The following is a 15,398-nucleotide window of genomic DNA, read 5'->3' as shown; positions in this document are numbered from 1 at the left end:
GTCATGGCCGCGCCGCCCGTCTTGCCTGAACCCGTTGCGGGAGGGCAACCGGCGAGTTTGCCGGGCGGTATCTGCGCGCCACGCAGATCAGCCGGCGTAACAAAGGCCGATTGCCGCCGTAATGACCATCGCGGCGCCGACCGCTTCCAGCCGCAGTCCGAGCCGCGTGGCCAGATGCATGTCGGAGGCCCGCGCCGCGCGCTCCGATCCGCGCGCATAGCCGTGAACGATGACGTCGTGATTGAAATTGTCGTGAGCCTCGTTGCTGCTGGCGAGCCCGACGCAGATCACGAGCACGCCGAGCAGCGCGAGGCCGAAGAATCCCAGCAGGGCGATCAGGAACATCGGAAACATGCCGAGCAGGAAGATCGGCAGCAGCGGCACCAACAGCAATGTCTCGGACTGTCGTCGCATGGGGCCCACCGGTCAGGACGGGAGCTGACCGGGCAAATCTAGTCCCGACTGCCGCCCCATTCAAGGCGCCGCAGGGTGGGCAAAGGCGCGTTTGCGCCGTGCCCACGTCTTCGCGTCAATTGGGAAGGACGTGGGCACGCTTCCGCCGTCGCTCTTCGAGCTATGGCGGACAAGTCGCTTTGCCCACCCTACAAGATCGTGGGAAGCGGCTACTCCGCCGCCATGCCGGCGCGGATTTCGGCGCGCAGCTCGTCGATCAGCTTGAGACCCTTCTTGGTCTCGACGTGCCAGAAGGTCCAGCCGTTGCAGGCTTGCGCGCCCTGCGCCACCGCGCCGATGCGGTGGATCGAGCCGACCTTGTCGCCGAACATGATGGCGCCGTCGGCACGCACCAATGCGCCGAGCTTCTTCTTGGCGTCGAACAGCTTCGTGCCGGGCATGATCATGCCGCGCTCGATCAGCTCGGAGAATGCGACCCGCGGTGCTTCGCGCGCAGTCATGAACGGGGCGAGGCTCTCCTCCGGCAGCGGCTCGACCTTGGCGATGCGGGCTTCCGCGGCCTTCGCATAGGTCTTGTCGCGCTCGAAGCCGATATAGGAGCGGCCGAGGCGTTTTGCGACCGCGCCGGTGGTGCCGGTGCCGTTGAAGGGATCGATCACGAGATCGCCGGGCCTGGATGAGGACAGCAGCACGCGTGCGAGCAGGCCTTCCGGCTTCTGCGTCGGATGCACTTTCTTGCCGTCGGCGCCCTTGAGGCGCTCCTCGCCAGTGCAGAGCGGGATCAGCCAGTCGGAGCGTGCCTGCACGTCCTCGTTCGCGGCCTTCAGCACCTCGTAGTTGAACGTGTAGCCCTTGGCCTTTTCGTCGCGCGCCGCCCAGATCATGGTCTCGTGCGCGTTGGTGAAGCGGCGGCCGCGGAAATTCGGCATCGGGTTCGACTTGCGCCAGACGATGTCGTTCAGGAGCCAGAAGCCGAGGTCCTGCATGATCGCGCCGACGCGGAAGATGTTGTGATAGGAGCCGATCACCCAGATCGTCGCCGACGGCTTCATCGCGCGGCGCGCGGCAAGCAGCCAGGCGCGGGTGAAATCGTCATAGGCGGAGAACGAATCGAACTTGTCCCAGTCGTCGTCGACGGCGTCGACATGGGATTCGTCGGGGCGCTTGAGATCGCCCTTGAGCTGGAGATTGTAGGGCGGATCGGCGAACACGAGATCGACCGAACCAGCCTGAAGCTTCGACATCTCGGCGACGCAATCACCGAGAATGATGCGATGCGAGGCGGACTCAAAATTTGTGCGGGGCGCCCTTGCAGACGCCCCGCGACGCGACTCTACCATGACTCAAGAACTCTGACTCAGGCGACGCTGTCGGCGACGCGGGACCAAACAACCGACTGACCGTTACATTGAAGCGGCAAAGTAAAAATCGACTTAACCCGCCGCTTTCGTGAGCAGTCCCCGCACCGCGTCCGGCGCGCTGGTCGTCGTGCGCATTCGTCGTGTTTTACAGTGTATTTCGCAATTCTTCGCGTTGCGGGAGCAGCCCCGGCGCCAAAAAAGCCCCAAACTTCTCTCGGAAAAAATTGCTCGACCCTCGGAAAAAATTGCTGGCATCGCCATGTTGCCACACTAGGCAATTTTTGCCGGCCACGATATTGATAAAGGCAAGGGAAATTTTACGTGTGTGGCGCGTTGAGCTTTCGCGCTCCTGCGCGCCGACGAAACTGAATCAGGGGTCCCGGGAATCGGGGGCTCCAAAGGGAAGGCCGCCATGCGTTACGATGACTTCCGCCGCAGCGACGACATCGAGGATCGTCGCGACGAGGGTGGCGGCGGTGGAGGCGGCGGGTTCGGCCTGCCGATGGGCGGCGGCGGGCTCGGCATCGGCACCATCATCGTGCTCGGCCTCGTCGGCTATGCCTTCGGCATCGATCCGCGCATCCTGATCGGCGGTGCCGAGATTCTCACCGGCGGCGGCCAGGCGCCGAGCTATCAGACCGATCGCCAGGCCTCGTCAGGCAAGCGTGGCGCGCCGACGGACGAGATGGGCAGCATGATCTCCGGCATTCTCGGCGAGATCGACGATCGCTGGAGCGAAATCTTCCAGGCCTCGGGCCAGTCCTACACCGGTCCGAAGGTCGTGCTGTTCCGCAACGTCACCAATGGCGGCCGCTGCGGCCGGGCAGAGTCGGCGATGGGGCCGTTCTATTGTCCGCCGGATCGCACCATCTTCCTCGACACCTCGTTCTTCCGCGAGGTCGAGACGCGCTTCCGCGGCTGCTCCGGCAAGTCCGCCTGCAATTTCACCACCGCCTACATCATCGCGCACGAAGCCGGCCATCACATCCAGAACCTGCTCGGCATCATTCCGCGCGTGACGCGGCTGCAGCAGCAGGCGGGCTCGAAGGCGGAGGCCAACGCGCTCCAGGTGAAGGTCGAATTGCAGGCCGATTGCCTGTCCGGCGTCTGGGTCAATCGCGAGTCGAAGAAGCGTCCGAACTTCCTCGAGCCCGGCGACATCGACGCCGCGCTGACCACGGCGAGCGCGATCGGCGACGACACGCTGCAGCGCCAGGCCACGGGACGCGTCGTGCCCGATTCCTTCACCCACGGCTCGGCCGCGCAGCGCAAGCAGTGGTTCATGACCGGCTATCAGCAGGGCACGGTCCAGGCCTGCAACACGTTCGGCGGCGGGCAGTAGTAAGCTATTAGTGGCGTCATCCTGAGGTGCTCGCCACTTGGCGAGCCCCGAAGGATGGCGGAGCCTGCGGCCCATCCTTCGAGGCTCGCCCTGCGGTGCCCTTGCACCGCACGGCGCGCACCTCAGGATGACGGCGGTGGGCAGGAAACAGGAGTGAAGTCGTGGCCTCCATCGACGAAGCAAAACAATTCATCCCGCTCGACATCGCGGTGCTCACCGTGTCCGACACCCGTGCGCTCGCGGATGACAAGTCCGGCCAGACGCTCGCCGACCGCCTTGCCGCAGCGGGCCATCGCCTCGCCGCCCGCGAGATCGTCACCGACGATGTCGAGGCGATCCGCGCCGTCGTTCGCCGCTGGATCGCGGATGCGGGCATCGACGTCGTCATCACCACCGGCGGCACGGGCTTCACCGGGCGCGACGTCACGCCGGAGGCGATCGAGCCGCTGTTCGAAAAGCGCATGGACGGTTTCTCGATCGCGTTCCACCTGCTGAGCCACGCCAAGATCGGGACGTCGACGATCCAGAGCCGCGCCACCGCCGGCGTCGCGGGTGCGACCTACATCTTCTGCCTGCCAGGCTCCCCCGGCGCCTGCCGCGACGGCTGGGACGGCATCCTTGCCGCTCAGCTCGACTACCGCACGCGGCCCTGCAATTTCGTCGAGATCATGCCGCGGCTGGACGAGCATCTGCGCCGGCCGAAGGCGCAAGGCGCCACGGTGTGATTGCTTTCTCCCTTCTCCCCTTGTGGGAGAAGGTGGCGCGAAGCGCCGGATGAGGGGTCTCTATCCGCACGGAATACGCTGAGACATACCCCTCACCCAAGTGAGCCTGTGTCTGCCGGCGTCGCTGCCCTCTCCCACAAGGGGCGAGGGCACATTCATGCGCATCGCGCTCGTCGCAAAATCAGAGATCCCGCTCCCAGGTCTCGCCGACCAGATCGGCACCGAAGCTGTGGTGCTTCTCTTCCTTCACGAGCTTGAAGCCTGCACTTTGATAGATGCCGCGCGCGGCAACCAGGATGCTTTGCGTCCACAGCGTCATCCTGCTGTAGCCCCGCTCGCGTGCGCCCTGGATGCACTGCTCGACCAGCGCGCGGCCGACACCGAGCCCGCGCGCCTTCTTCTCCACCTGCAACAGGCGCAGCTTGGCGATCTCGTCCGTGGCCTTGACCAGGAAGATCGAGCCGACCGGCTCGCCGCCCACTTCCGCGATCCAGCAGTGCTCGCGCGCGGCGTCATAGTTCTTGATGAATTGTGCGCAGATCTCGGCGACCAGCGCTTCGTAGCTGATGTCCCAGTTGTAGTCCGCGGCATAGGCGGCGGCCTGCTTGGAGATGACCCAGCCCATGTCGCCGACGCGATGGCTGCGCAGCATGAAGGCCGCAGGCTGGGTTCGACGTTGCTCCAGCACGGCCTCGATGGTCGCCATGGCCTGCGTGAGCCGCGCTGCATCGCTGGCCGAAAGCTGGGCCAGCATTGCGGCGACCTCGTTTTGCGAGCTCAGGTTCAGCTTGGCGTAGGTCTGGCGGCCCTTGGCGGTGAGACTGAGCTGGTATTGCCGGCGATCGGCGGGCAGGGGCCTTCGCGTGATCAGCCCCTTTTCGTCGAAGCTTTGCACGATGCGGCTGAGATAGCCGGGGTCGAGGCCAAGCTCGTTCCCGATCTCCTTTGCCGCCAGCTCGTCGCGATGCGCGAGTTCGTAGAGCACCCGGGCCTCGCTGAGCGAGAACGGGCTCTTTCCAAGATGCTGGTCGAGCACACCGAGCTTGCGGGTATAGAAGCGGTTGAAGGCCCGGACCGCCGCGATGCGATCGTCAGCGACCTGTTCGATCGCAAGAGCTGATGGGGAAGAGCTTGATGGCATGGGGCACCTCGATACTTGCCATTGTCAATTAATTATTTGACTTTGGCAAGTATGTGGTGACTTCAGCCGACCATGACGATCCGGCTGCGCAGCATGGTCCGGGACGAGCGGCCGAGCCGGCGCAGCAGCCGTGCCTCGGAACGGCGGGCCTGCGGCGGGTAACCGCCGATCCGGTCGTAATGATCACGCGCAATCAAAAGGCCCTGATCGCCGAGCGGGCCGATCACCCTGCGCACCACGGCCCGGAGGACGTCGCGCAATCCGGTATCGACGTAAGGCGAGCGCGCATAGCGGAACACGGCAGCACGGTCCCGTCCGCTGGTCGCGACGGCCTGGATGAACTGGGTGGTTTCCTCGATCCAGCCGGTTTCGAGCACGGCGCCTGCGGGCAGGAACATCAGCCACGGCGAGCGGGCCTGGAGCGCGCCGGCCGCGAGCGCGGCGCCTTGCGAAGATCCCTCGAAGCCGACGAAACGGCAGCCTGCGACGTCGGCAACCCGCTCGATGACGCCGTTGCGGGTGCCGTCGACCAGAAGCACCTCGCGGATGACGCCGGCGGCGGCCCCGGGGACCAGCGCGGCCAGAGTCGCCACCGCGGTCTGCTCGACGCCTTCGGTCGGAATGATGACGCTCAGCATGATTGAGGCTTCAATGTCTGCACTTCGGGAGAAGCGTAGCTTGTTATGATGTTGTCATAAACACGTGGCGTTGCCGAGTGCAACTTTCCGGCCGCGCCTCGACGTGCGATGGTAAACTGCAGCCAGTCCTCGCAGCCAAATGTGTCACGCGCGGGTTGGCGATGTTGCCGAATGTTTCGGCACAAGCGCGTCCCGGGGGTATTAACCCGGAGTTTTACGGCGACATTGCGCGGCGCGCGGGTAGCCGGCTCCTGCAGGGAGGGTGCGCCCTGCAAGAAAGGTTCGAACGGGAAATGTGTGACTTTGGTGCCGGTGGAGGCTTCCTGTGAACGCCGATCAACTCGCTGTTGGCACGGCGTCAACGTCGCCGAAGCCGGAGGCTGCGCCGACCTTGCGGATCCGCGCGCTGATGCTGGGCGACCGCATCAATGCCGCCGGTCTCGAGATCGGCACGCTGGTCTCGTCGACGCCCGCCGCCTTCCGTGTCCATGCCGGCCTTGCCGTGATCTTCCGTTACGGCGTCGTGGTGCTGATCGGGCTGCTCCCGTCCGAGGAGAAAGTGCTGATCGACAGCCTGAAGCCGCGGGTGATCGGCGAGCTCAGCCCATATGAGGAAGAGATCGCGCAGGCACAGCTCTGCAAGGATGAAAGCACTGAAGCGATCCAGCCGGGCGGGCCGATCTGCCTCGCAAAGTTCTCCGACGACCGGCTGCTGCTGGTTGCGGACGCGCTTGCCAAAAGCACGTCGCTCGCGCGGGACGAGCGCCGCGTCGCCGCGGTCTTCGATGTGATCGAGCCGTTTGCGCGGGAGCTCGCCGAGCACGGCCGCACGCCGCGCCGTCGCAAGGGCATCCTGCAACTGATCGGCAATGCACTGCTGGTGCAGCAGCGCGTCGCCGGCCGCGTCGCGATCGCCGAGAAGCCCGACGTGCTCTGGGAGAAGCCCGAGCTCGACCGGCTCTATTCCCGCCTCGAGGACGAGTACGAGCTGAAAGAACGCCTCGACACGCTCGAGCGCAAGCTCACCGCGGTGTCGGAGACCGCCAATGCGCTGACCGACATCATCGACACCCAGCGCTCGCTCCGCCTGGAGATCGCGGTCGTGGTGCTGATCGTGATCGAGGTCGCGATCGGATGTTTTCAGATCCTGACCGGCACTCACTGAGTCGCGTCGGCGCGTCTGTCATGTCGGCCAGATTGCGCCTGCCACGCGGCGATCTCGGCAAGCTCGGCTTCGGGCCGTGTCCGGATCGTCTCGCAACGTCCGAGATGGAGCTCTCCGGCATCGCCTTCGATCGTAATCCAATCGCCTTCGGCAAATGCGACATCGCCGAGCTCGGCCCGCCCCGCGACAGGATCGATCTTCAGCGCACGGCAACCGACCACGCAGGGTTTGCCCATCTGCCGCGCCACCAGGGCCGCATGTGAGGTGCGCGCCCCGACCGAGGTGACGATGCCGGCGGCCAGGGCGAAGCCTGCGACGTCGGCGGTGCTGGTGTCGGGACGCAGCAGGATGACCGGCTCGCCGGCGGCCGACAGGCGCTGAGCGCTTTCGGACGAGAACGCCGCCCGTCCGATACCGATGCCGCCGGAGGCGCCGATGCCGGTCGTTGCGGGTCTGCCGGGGGAAACCAGTCTGGTTTCGGTGAGCGAGGCGAGGTCGATCTCCGCAATCCGCCCCAATGCCTCGTCTTTCGAGATCAGGCCTTCATGCACGAGGTCGATCGCGATCCTGGCGGCGGCCCGCGGCGTACGCTTGGCCGCCCGGGTCTGGAGGATCCAGAGCTTGCCGTTGTCGACGGTGAACTCGACATCCTGGACGTCGGCGAACGCGCCCTCCAGTCGCTTCAGCACATCGCCAAGCTCCGATTCGAGTTTCGGCAGCTCGCGGGCGATCGCCTCGGCCGTATCAGGTGCGCGTCTTCCGGAAACGACGTCTTCACCCTGCGCATCGAGGACGAGGTCGATCATCGGGCGCCGCGCGCCCGTCGACGGATCGCGCGAGAATGCCACGCCCGCGCCGGAGGCGAGACCGCCATTGCCGAAGACCATCGCCTGCACGGTCACGGCGGTGCCCTCGAGCGCTTCGAGGTGCTGGAGACCTCGATAGGTCTGCGCACGCTCGCTCATCCAGGAGCGATAGACCGCCTGGGCTGCCGCCTCCAGCTGCGCGAAGGCATCCTCCAGCGAGCCGTCGGCGCGATCCTCGATCAGCGCCTGCTCGCGGCCGGCGAGCCGTTCCAGCGCTTCGCTGTCGAGCTCACGGTCGCTGCCGGCGTGCTCGGTTGCGACGAGCTCCGAAATGCGCGCGGCAAAAGCGGCCTGGTTGAGTTCGAGCACGGTTTCGCCAAAGCTCTCCAGGAAACGGCGCCGGCAATCCCATCCGAGCCGCGGACGGCCGGTCGCGCGGATCAGGCCGTGCACGGCATCGGACGTGCAGCCGACATTGAGAACGGTGTCGAGCATGCCCGGCATTGATCGTGCCGCGCCCGAACGCACCGACACCAGCAGCGGTTGCCTGCGGTCGCCGAAGCGCTTTCCCGTGGCGCTCTCCAGGAACGCGATGCCCTCCTTCAAGCCGTCGCGCAGGTGTCGCGCGGCGTGCGCATGGCCTGCAATGATGTCGGCGCAGAGCTTCACCGGGAGCACGAAGGCAGGCGGCACCGGCAGGCCCAGTGCCGCCATGCGGGCGAGGTTGGCGGCCTTGGCGCCGATTGCTTCGGCGGGCAGCAATTCGGCGGCTTCAGCGCCGATACGCGCGATATGCATGGTGACTTCCTCAAGCTGCGAGATCGATCATGATGTGACGGCGGAGCAGATGCCCGAACGCGGCGAAGCGGTCGGTGGCGCGTTCGACGGCGCGAGCGAGCTCGATCACCGACAGCGAGGTCGCGACGTCGAAGCCGCCGCAGAAGACCAGCGCGGTCGTCGTGCGTTCGCAACTGTCGGCGGCGTGTTCGGCGTCGATCAGGCGGGTCACGGCGGAGAGCGCATCCTCGGAATCGGCGCGCCGTCCTTCCGGCACGTCGATGGCAGCGGCGACGCCGCTCGCGGCCGCTTCGGTGGCGGTCTGTGCCACCGCGCAAAGCTCGGCCAGCGATGCCAGAAGGGATGGATCGGTCATTTCCGGCATCAGCGAGGCGATGAATGCGGCCTGCTCCAGCTCGTCGACGGCTTCCTCTGCGCGATCGATCAGTTGCCCGATCAGCGGGCGCGCATTGAGGCGGTCGACCTCGTTGCGGCTTTCGAGCGCGATCCGGTCGGCCTTCTGCTCGATCGCGCCGCAGCGCTGCGTCAGGAGTTTGCCGTCGGCAGGCTGACCGGTCCGCAACGCGGCGATATGGCGCGAGATCGCGGCGACGAGATCGTGGGCGAGGCCGATCTGACGCAGCACGGCTGCCAGCAGAGCCCCGTCGACGCGATCCAGGTGCCGCATCAGATCGGCCTCGATCTGGTCGCGCACCGTCCTGACCGAGCGGCCCGCAAGCAGCGCCTCGGTGGAGGCACGCAGCGACGCCTTGAGGAAATCGATTGCGGCGGTGCGGCCGAGCGCCTGGTCGAGCCGCTCGCCGAAACCGATCCGCGCGGGGGCGGCGTTCCGGACCGCGGAGCTGAGCAGATCGTTGCCGCCGAGCTCGAGAAAGCCGCGATGGCCGATCCGCTGGCGCGCAGCCCATTCCAGGGTGCGAGCCGCGTCCTCCTTGGCGACCCAGGTCCTCAGCAGCTTGCGCGCCTTGTTCCAGTCGATCAGAAAGACCAGTGCGGCGCCGATCGCGGTGAGGAATTCGTTGCGATCGGAGGCGTGTCCGGTCTCATACTGGCCGGTGACGAGATAGAACGAATTGTCGTCGCCGAGACCTGCGGCGGTGTGACGATCGAGCCCGCTCCAATTCGCCTCGAAATCGGCGAACAGCGAAATGAAGAATTTCGCGCGGGCCAGATGCACATCGGTGTAGGTGACGGTGACCGTGTTCTTCTTCACCGCGATCACGACGACATGGGCGTCCGTGGTGCCGATGTCGTTCTGGATCAGCAGCCGTCCGCCGACGCGCGTGGCCATGGTGTCGAGGCCGGGATGATTGAACTTGAGACCGCGCGTCGCATTCAGGCCCTTCATGAAAGCGGCGACGGCTGCCCGGTCCTCGCTATGCAGGCCGAAGACATGCGCGCCGTCGAGCGCTTCCTCCGAGCAGCTCGCCGCAAGCCTGTTGAGCTGCTTGTGCAGATCCATGACGAGGCGATGCAGGCTGTCGCCGCCACTGTCGGCCACGCCGGTCAGACGCGCGACATGGGACATCTCGATCTCGCCGGCGGCCTCGAGCAGGCCGGCTGCGCGGATGGCGTCGAACCGCGCCTGCGCTCTCTCGCCGTCGCTCGCTGCGCCGGCGCCGACGGCGCGGATCATGGTCGCTGCGTCGTCCGCAATCTCCTGCATCAGTTTAGCAAGGTCGGGGGCCGCGAGCCGGCCCTGTCCGATCAGATGGGCGCCGCCGATCAGCGTCGCGATCCCGGCGGGGGCGATGCCCGCAGTCTGGCTTTCGACGCCAAGGTCGCTGGCGGGCCGGCCCGGCTCCTGCGCATGCTGGGCCGCCGCCTGCAATGCGCTCATCCGCACCTTGATGCGGTCGTTGGCGGCGAGCCCTTCCGCCACCAGCGCGGGCAACAGGATGCCGTCTTGTCCGAGCTCTTCGATGATGTGGGTTTTCATGATCCGTCCGCCCGAGGATTGATGCAGTCTCTATGCCGCGAAACCGCGGCGGCATCATTGCGGCAGATCATTCATAAAAACGTCACGTGGCGTGGCGGTCGCGGATCAGAGCAGCGCAATGGCGCGCGATCGTCAACTCTTCATCGGTCGGGATGACGAGGACGTCGACGGCGCTATCGCTGCTGCTGATGCGTTCGTGCGCGTCGTCATTCGCCGTCGCATCGATCCGCACGCCGAGCCAGCCGAGCCGCTCGCCGATCGCGCTGCGGATCTCCTTGGCGTGCTCGCCGATGCCGCCGGTGAAGACCAGGCAATCGAGGCCGCCAAGCGTGGTCGCCATCATCGCGACCTGCTGCGCCGCGCGGAAGGTGAAGAGATCGACCGCCTCCCGTGCGGCAATCTCGCCGCTCGCCAGCAGCGTGCGCATGTCCGCGGAGATGCCCGAGACGCCTACCAGGCCCGACTGGTGATAGAGCAGGTGCTGGACATCCTCGATCGACATCTTTTCGTGCTGTTGCAGATAGAGCAGCACGCCGGGATCGATCGTGCCGCAGCGTGTGCCCATCACCAGGCCGTCGAGCGGCGTCAGTCCCATGGTGGTGTCGACGCTGCGTCCGTGGTGTAACGCGCACAGGCTGGCGCCGTTGCCGAGATGCGCGATGACGCTGCGCTTGGCGACGAGCTCCGGCGCAATCTCGGCGAGGCGGCGCGCGACATATTCGAAGGAGAGGCCGTGAAATCCGTAGCGTCGGACGCCACGTTCCTCATAGCGCCTCGGAATGGCGAAGCGGCTCGCCGGCGGCGCCAGGCCGTGATGGAACGCCGTGTCGAAGCACGCGATCTGCATCAGCGCTGGCCGGATCGCCGCGAGCGCGCGAATTGGCGCGAGGCACCGCGGCTGGTGCAGCGGCGCAAGCGGCGTCAATGCCTCCAGCTTCGCGACGACGTCGTCGGTCAGCGCGACCGGGCCTGAATAGTCCGGCCCGCCATGAACGATGCGATGGCCGGCGGCGCGCAGATGATGTTCGCCGAACCGGTCCTCGATGAAGGCGAGCACATCGGCGAATAGATGGCCGCCATCGGCGTCCGGCGCCTCTGTCCGCGTCTCGAACAGGTCTTCGCCGGCGGGGCTCTTCACCACCAGCCGGGGCTTTGCCTCGTGCTCGTCGAGCAGCCCCTTGCAGAGCAGGTTGGGTTCAACAGCCGAGATCTCGAACAGGCCGAACTTGATGCTCGACGATCCCGAGTTGAGGACGAGGACCGTGTCCGGCATGGCTAATCGCCGGCCTCAGTCGGGGTGTTGCCGCCGGAGCTGTTGGGCCAGACCCATCCCTGGACATCAGGCATGTCCTCGCCGTGCTCGCGCACATACCGCGAATGCTCGATCAGCTTGTCGCGGAATTGCTGCTTGGCCCGCGCGGCCCTAGCCGCCAGCCCGGGCACGCGTTCGATCGCTTCGATCGCGAGGTGGTAGCGGTCGAGCTCGTTGAGCACGACCATGTCGAACGGCGTCGTCGTGGTGCCTTCCTCGGCAAAGCCGCGCACATGCAGGCCGGCATGGTTGGTGCGGTTATAGGTAAGGCGGTGGATCAGATAGGGGTAGCCGTGATAGGCGAAGATGACAGGCTTGTCGCGCGTGAACAGGCTGTCGAAGTCGCGGTCCGAAAGCCCATGAGGATGCTGATCCCTCGGTTGCAGCGTCATGAGGTCGACGACGTTGACGACGCGGATCTTCAGGTCCGGCAGCGCCTTGCGCAACAGGTCGACGGCGGCGAGCGTCTCCAGCGTCGGCACATCGCCGGCGCAGGCCATCACCACGTCGGGCTCGCCCGTTGCATCTTCCGTCCCCGCCCAGGTCCAGATTCCGATGCCGGCATCGCAATGCGTGGCTGCTTCCTGCATCGACAGCCATTGCGGCGCCGGCTGCTTGCCGGCAACGATCACGTTGATGCGGTTATAGGTCCGCAGGCAATGGTCGGCGATCCACAGCAGCGTGTTGGCATCCGGCGGGAAGTAGATGCGAACGATATCGGCCTTCTTGTTGGCGACGAGATCGACGAAGCCGGGATCCTGATGGCTGAAGCCGTTATGGTCCTGCCGCCAGACATGCGAGGTCAGGAGATAATTGAGCGAGGCGATCGGGCGCCGCCATGGCAGATCGCGCGTGACCTTCAGCCATTTGGCGTGCTGGTTGAACATGGAATCCACGATGTGGATGAAGGCCTCATAGCAGGAGAAGAAACCGTGGCGTCCAGTGAGCAGATAGCCCTCGAGCCAGCCCTGGCAGAGATGCTCGCTCAAGACTTCCATGACGCGGCCGTCCTGCGCCAGATGCACGTCGTAAGGCTCGATCGGCTCCATCCAGACCCGCTCGGTCTCCTCGAACACGGCGTCCAGACGGTTTGACGCGGTCTCGTCCGGGCCCATGATGCGGAAATTGCGCTCCTTCGCGTTGAGGCGGATGACGTCGCGCAGGAATTTGCCGAGCTCGCGCGTCGCTTCGGCTGCGACGCCGCCGGGCTGCGGCACCTCGATGGCGAAGCTGCGGAAGTCTGGCAGCTTCAGCTCCTTCTTGAGCAGGCCGCCATTGGCATGCGGATTGGCGCCCATGCGGCGAATGCCTTCGGGCGCGAGCGCCTGAAGTTCTGGAATGAGCGCCCCGCTCTGGTCGAACAGCTTTTCGGGCTCGTAGCTGCGCATCCAGTTTTCGAGCACTTTGAGGTGCGCCGGGTTCTCGCGACAGCCCGCCACCGGCACCTGATGCGCGCGCCAAAAACCCTCGACCTTCTTGCCGTCGACCTCTTTCGGGCCGGTCCAGCCTTTCGGGCTGCGCAGCACGATCATCGGCCAGCGCGGCCGCTCGACTGCCTTGCGGCCGTCGCGGGCGTGCTGCTGGATCGAGCGGATGCTGGCGAGCGCAACGTCGAGCGCATCCGCCATGGCCTGATGCATCAATTTGGGATCGTCGCCCGCGACGAACAGCGGCTCGTGGCCGAACCCGCGGAACAGGTCGCGGATCTCGCTGTCCCGCATCCGCCCGAGCACGGTCGGGTTGGCGATCTTGTAGCCGTTCAGATGCAGGATCGGCAGCACCGCGCCGTCATGCGCGGGGTTCAGGAACTTGTTGGAGTGCCAGGAGGCCGCGAGCGGGCCGGTTTCCGCTTCGCCGTCACCGACCACGCAAGCCACGATCAAGTCGGGATTGTCCAGCGCCGCACCATAGGCATGCACCAGCGCGTAGCCGAGCTCGCCGCCTTCGTGGATCGAGCCCGGCGTTTCCGGCGCCGCGTGGCTCGGAATGCCGCCGGGAAAGGAGAACTGCCTGAACAGCTTGCGCAATCCGTCCGTGTCGCGCGCGATGTCGGGATAGATCTCGCTATAGCTGCCTTCCAGATAGGTGTTGGCGACCATGCCCGGCCCGCCATGGCCGGGACCGCAGACATAGAGCACGCTGACATCCAGCGCGCGGATGACGCGGTTGAGATGGGCGTAGATGAAGTTCAGGCCGGGCGTCGTGCCCCAATGGCCGAGCAGACGCGGCTTGATGTGCTCGGCCTGCAAGGGCTCGCGCAGCAGCGGATTGTCGAGCAGGTAGATTTGCCCGACGGAGAGGTAGTTCGCGGCGCGCCAGTAGCGATCGAGGAGGTCGAGGTTGCTGCTTGCCGCGGCCGATTGTTGTTGATTTGTCATGTTCCTGCTGACCTTCACCCGGCGATCGTCACCAACATTGTTCCGCGACGATTGATCCCTGGCCGGCATCAAACGAAATCGTTGCGACGGGTGTGTTGCGTGAGGTCAAAGGACCGCGCCCGAAATTTGAGCGGCTACTTTGCATGGGGTTGTTTTCCCATTTTTTGTTTGTGTTCTTGATTTGTTCCGTTGTGGTGCTATCTTGGCTTCATGAGTCCAGCAGCATCCTCTCATGCTCTCAAACACCCGCCGGTCAAGGCGCCCTCCGAGCCGGCGGGTGTGGACTCTGACTTTCCAGAGCTTGGCGTCGCCATCGACCGCGCACGCAGGCGGGGGCGGGGCGCACAGTCGAATGCCAGCGGCCGCTATGAGGCCGAGGCGCGCGTGGCCTTCGACGACGGCTGGCAGAGCCTGGAAGAGCTGCCGCCGTTCAAGACCAGTGTGGGGGTCGACACCTCGCGCAAGGTGATCACCCGCAACGATTCCCCCGATATCGGCTTCGACCGCTCGATCAATCCCTATCGCGGCTGCGAGCATGGCTGCGTCTACTGCTTCGCGCGGCCGACCCATGCCTATCTCGGCCTGTCGCCCGGGCTCGACTTCGAGTCAAAGCTGTTCGTCAAGCCCGAGGTGCCGGCGCTGCTGGAGAAAGAGCTCGCCGCGACCGGCTATGAGCCCCGGATGATCGCGATCGGCACCAACACCGATCCCTATCAGCCGATCGAGCGCGAGCGCAAAATCATGCGCGGCATCCTCGAGGTTCTCGAGGGTGCCGGCCATCCCGTCGGCATCGTCACCAAGTCGGCGCTGGTGGTGCGCGACATCGATATTCTCGCGCGGATGGCCAAGCGCAACCTCGCCAAGGTTGCGATCTCCGTCACCTCGCTCGATCCGAAGCTCGCGCGCACCATGGAGCCGCGCGCCTCGACGCCGCCGAAGCGGCTGGAGGCGCTGAAGCAGCTCTCGGACGCCGGCATTCCCACCACGGTGATGGTTGCGCCTGTAATCCCCGCGCTGAACGATTCCGAGATCGAGCGCATCCTCGATGCTGCCGCCCATGCCGGCGTCAAGGAAGCCTCCTATGTGCTGCTGCGGCTGCCGCTGGAGGTGCGCGATCTCTTCCGCGAATGGCTGATGGCAAACTATCCCGACCGCTATCGCCACGTCTTCACCCTGATCCGCGACATGCGCGGCGGCCGCGACTACGATGCGAAATGGGGCGAGCGGATGAAGGGCACGGGACCAATGGCCTGGACCATCGGCCGCCGCTTCGAGATCGCCTGCGACAGGCTTGGCCTCAACAAGCGGCGCTCCAAGCTGACGACCGATCACTTTGCGCGGCCGAAGCGGAACGGCGATCAGCTCAGCCTGTTCTGATC

General features: G+C 65.7%; 12 protein-coding genes. 4 read left to right on the top strand and 8 right to left on the bottom strand.

The window, feature by feature from the left end:
• Window positions 1-87: 87 nt before the first annotated feature.
• Both GGD62_RS30930 and GGD62_RS30925 read right to left on the bottom strand, forming a co-directional pair.
• Window positions 88-414: a hypothetical protein gene (locus GGD62_RS30930; protein WP_183711940.1), complete on the bottom strand. Its 327-nt coding sequence runs from the start codon at window positions 412-414 to the stop codon at window positions 88-90.
• A 209-nt stretch (window positions 415-623) separates the two neighbouring features.
• Entirely contained in the window at window positions 624-1,754 is a 1,131-nt protein-coding gene (locus GGD62_RS30925) for a site-specific DNA-methyltransferase (RefSeq protein WP_283813345.1), read from the bottom strand.
• Between the two features lie 433 nt (window positions 1,755-2,187).
• On the opposite strand from GGD62_RS30925, the gene GGD62_RS30920 reads away from it, so the two are divergent.
• A complete protein-coding gene (locus GGD62_RS30920) occupies window positions 2,188-3,117 on the top strand; it encodes a neutral zinc metallopeptidase (protein WP_092261519.1) in 930 nt (309 codons plus the stop codon).
• Window positions 3,118-3,278: 161 nt separating this feature from the next.
• Window positions 3,279-3,842: a molybdenum cofactor biosynthesis protein B gene (gene moaB / locus GGD62_RS30915; protein WP_092261518.1), complete on the top strand. Its 564-nt coding sequence runs from the start codon at window positions 3,279-3,281 to the stop codon at window positions 3,840-3,842.
• 181 nt (window positions 3,843-4,023) lie between these two features.
• Here the strand turns inward: moaB and GGD62_RS30910 are convergent, their stop codons facing one another.
• Window positions 4,024-4,983 carry a helix-turn-helix domain-containing GNAT family N-acetyltransferase gene (locus tag GGD62_RS30910; protein ID WP_183238435.1) on the bottom strand — a complete coding sequence of 320 codons (960 nt, stop codon included), beginning with the start codon at window positions 4,981-4,983 and terminating at the stop codon, window positions 4,024-4,026.
• A 62-nt stretch (window positions 4,984-5,045) separates the two neighbouring features.
• Window positions 5,046-5,621, bottom strand: coding sequence for a glycosyl transferase (locus GGD62_RS30905; protein WP_018323337.1), 576 nt, complete (start codon window positions 5,619-5,621; stop codon window positions 5,046-5,048).
• Window positions 5,622-5,946: 325 nt separating this feature from the next.
• Between GGD62_RS30905 and GGD62_RS30900 the strand changes: the two genes are divergently transcribed.
• Window positions 5,947-6,786, top strand: a complete 840-nt coding sequence (locus tag GGD62_RS30900) for an RMD1 family protein (RefSeq protein WP_183238434.1) — start codon at window positions 5,947-5,949, stop codon at window positions 6,784-6,786.
• On the opposite strand, the gene GGD62_RS30895 is transcribed toward GGD62_RS30900, so the two are convergent.
• The 4 genes from GGD62_RS30895 to GGD62_RS30880 form a co-directional block, all read right to left on the bottom strand.
• Window positions 6,780-8,390 carry a PEP/pyruvate-binding domain-containing protein gene (locus GGD62_RS30895; protein WP_183711936.1) on the bottom strand — a complete coding sequence of 537 codons (1,611 nt, stop codon included), beginning with the start codon at window positions 8,388-8,390 and terminating at the stop codon, window positions 6,780-6,782. The two genes, GGD62_RS30900 and GGD62_RS30895, sit on opposite strands and share 7 nt — an antisense overlap.
• A gap of 10 nt (window positions 8,391-8,400) precedes the next feature.
• Window positions 8,401-10,329 carry a hypothetical protein gene (locus GGD62_RS30890; RefSeq protein WP_183711934.1) on the bottom strand — a complete coding sequence of 643 codons (1,929 nt, stop codon included), beginning with the start codon at window positions 10,327-10,329 and terminating at the stop codon, window positions 8,401-8,403.
• 82 nt (window positions 10,330-10,411) lie between these two features.
• Window positions 10,412-11,602 (bottom strand): acetate/propionate family kinase, encoded by a 1,191-nt coding sequence (locus tag GGD62_RS30885; protein ID WP_183711932.1) that lies wholly within the window; start codon window positions 11,600-11,602, stop codon window positions 10,412-10,414.
• A 2-nt stretch (window positions 11,603-11,604) separates the two neighbouring features.
• A complete protein-coding gene (locus GGD62_RS30880) occupies window positions 11,605-14,019 on the bottom strand; it encodes a phosphoketolase (RefSeq protein WP_183711930.1) in 2,415 nt (804 codons plus the stop codon).
• A 210-nt stretch (window positions 14,020-14,229) separates the two neighbouring features.
• Here GGD62_RS30880 and GGD62_RS30875 point away from each other — a divergent pair, with 210 nt between their 5' ends.
• Entirely contained in the window at window positions 14,230-15,396 is a 1,167-nt protein-coding gene (locus GGD62_RS30875; protein WP_183711928.1) for a PA0069 family radical SAM protein, read from the top strand.
• The last annotated feature ends 2 nt before the right edge of the window (window positions 15,397-15,398 follow it).

The sequence above is a fragment of the Bradyrhizobium sp. ERR14 genome, assembly GCF_014198235.1.
Taxonomy (GTDB): domain Bacteria; phylum Pseudomonadota; class Alphaproteobacteria; order Rhizobiales; family Xanthobacteraceae; genus Bradyrhizobium.
This window is presented reverse-complemented; position numbering and strand designations above follow the sequence as displayed.

Coding starts and splice junctions, on each gene's coding strand:
- GGD62_RS30925 (WP_283813345.1), bottom strand. CDS start 1,754: ATGGTAGAGTCGCGTCGCGGGGCGTCTGCAAGGGCGCCCCGCACAAAT.
- GGD62_RS30905 (WP_018323337.1), bottom strand. CDS start 5,621: ATGCTGAGCGTCATCATTCCGACCGAAGGCGTCGAGCAGACCGCGGTG.
- GGD62_RS30920 (WP_092261519.1), top strand. CDS start 2,188: ATGCGTTACGATGACTTCCGCCGCAGCGACGACATCGAGGATCGTCGC.
- GGD62_RS30895 (WP_183711936.1), bottom strand. CDS start 8,390: ATGCATATCGCGCGTATCGGCGCTGAAGCCGCCGAATTGCTGCCCGCC.
- GGD62_RS30910 (WP_183238435.1), bottom strand. CDS start 4,983: ATGCCATCAAGCTCTTCCCCATCAGCTCTTGCGATCGAACAGGTCGCT.
- GGD62_RS30885 (WP_183711932.1), bottom strand. CDS start 11,602: ATGCCGGACACGGTCCTCGTCCTCAACTCGGGATCGTCGAGCATCAAG.
- GGD62_RS30875 (WP_183711928.1), top strand. CDS start 14,230: ATGAGTCCAGCAGCATCCTCTCATGCTCTCAAACACCCGCCGGTCAAG.
- GGD62_RS30890 (WP_183711934.1), bottom strand. CDS start 10,329: ATGAAAACCCACATCATCGAAGAGCTCGGACAAGACGGCATCCTGTTG.
- GGD62_RS30930 (WP_183711940.1), bottom strand. CDS start 414: ATGCGACGACAGTCCGAGACATTGCTGTTGGTGCCGCTGCTGCCGATC.
- GGD62_RS30880 (WP_183711930.1), bottom strand. CDS start 14,019: ATGACAAATCAACAACAATCGGCCGCGGCAAGCAGCAACCTCGACCTC.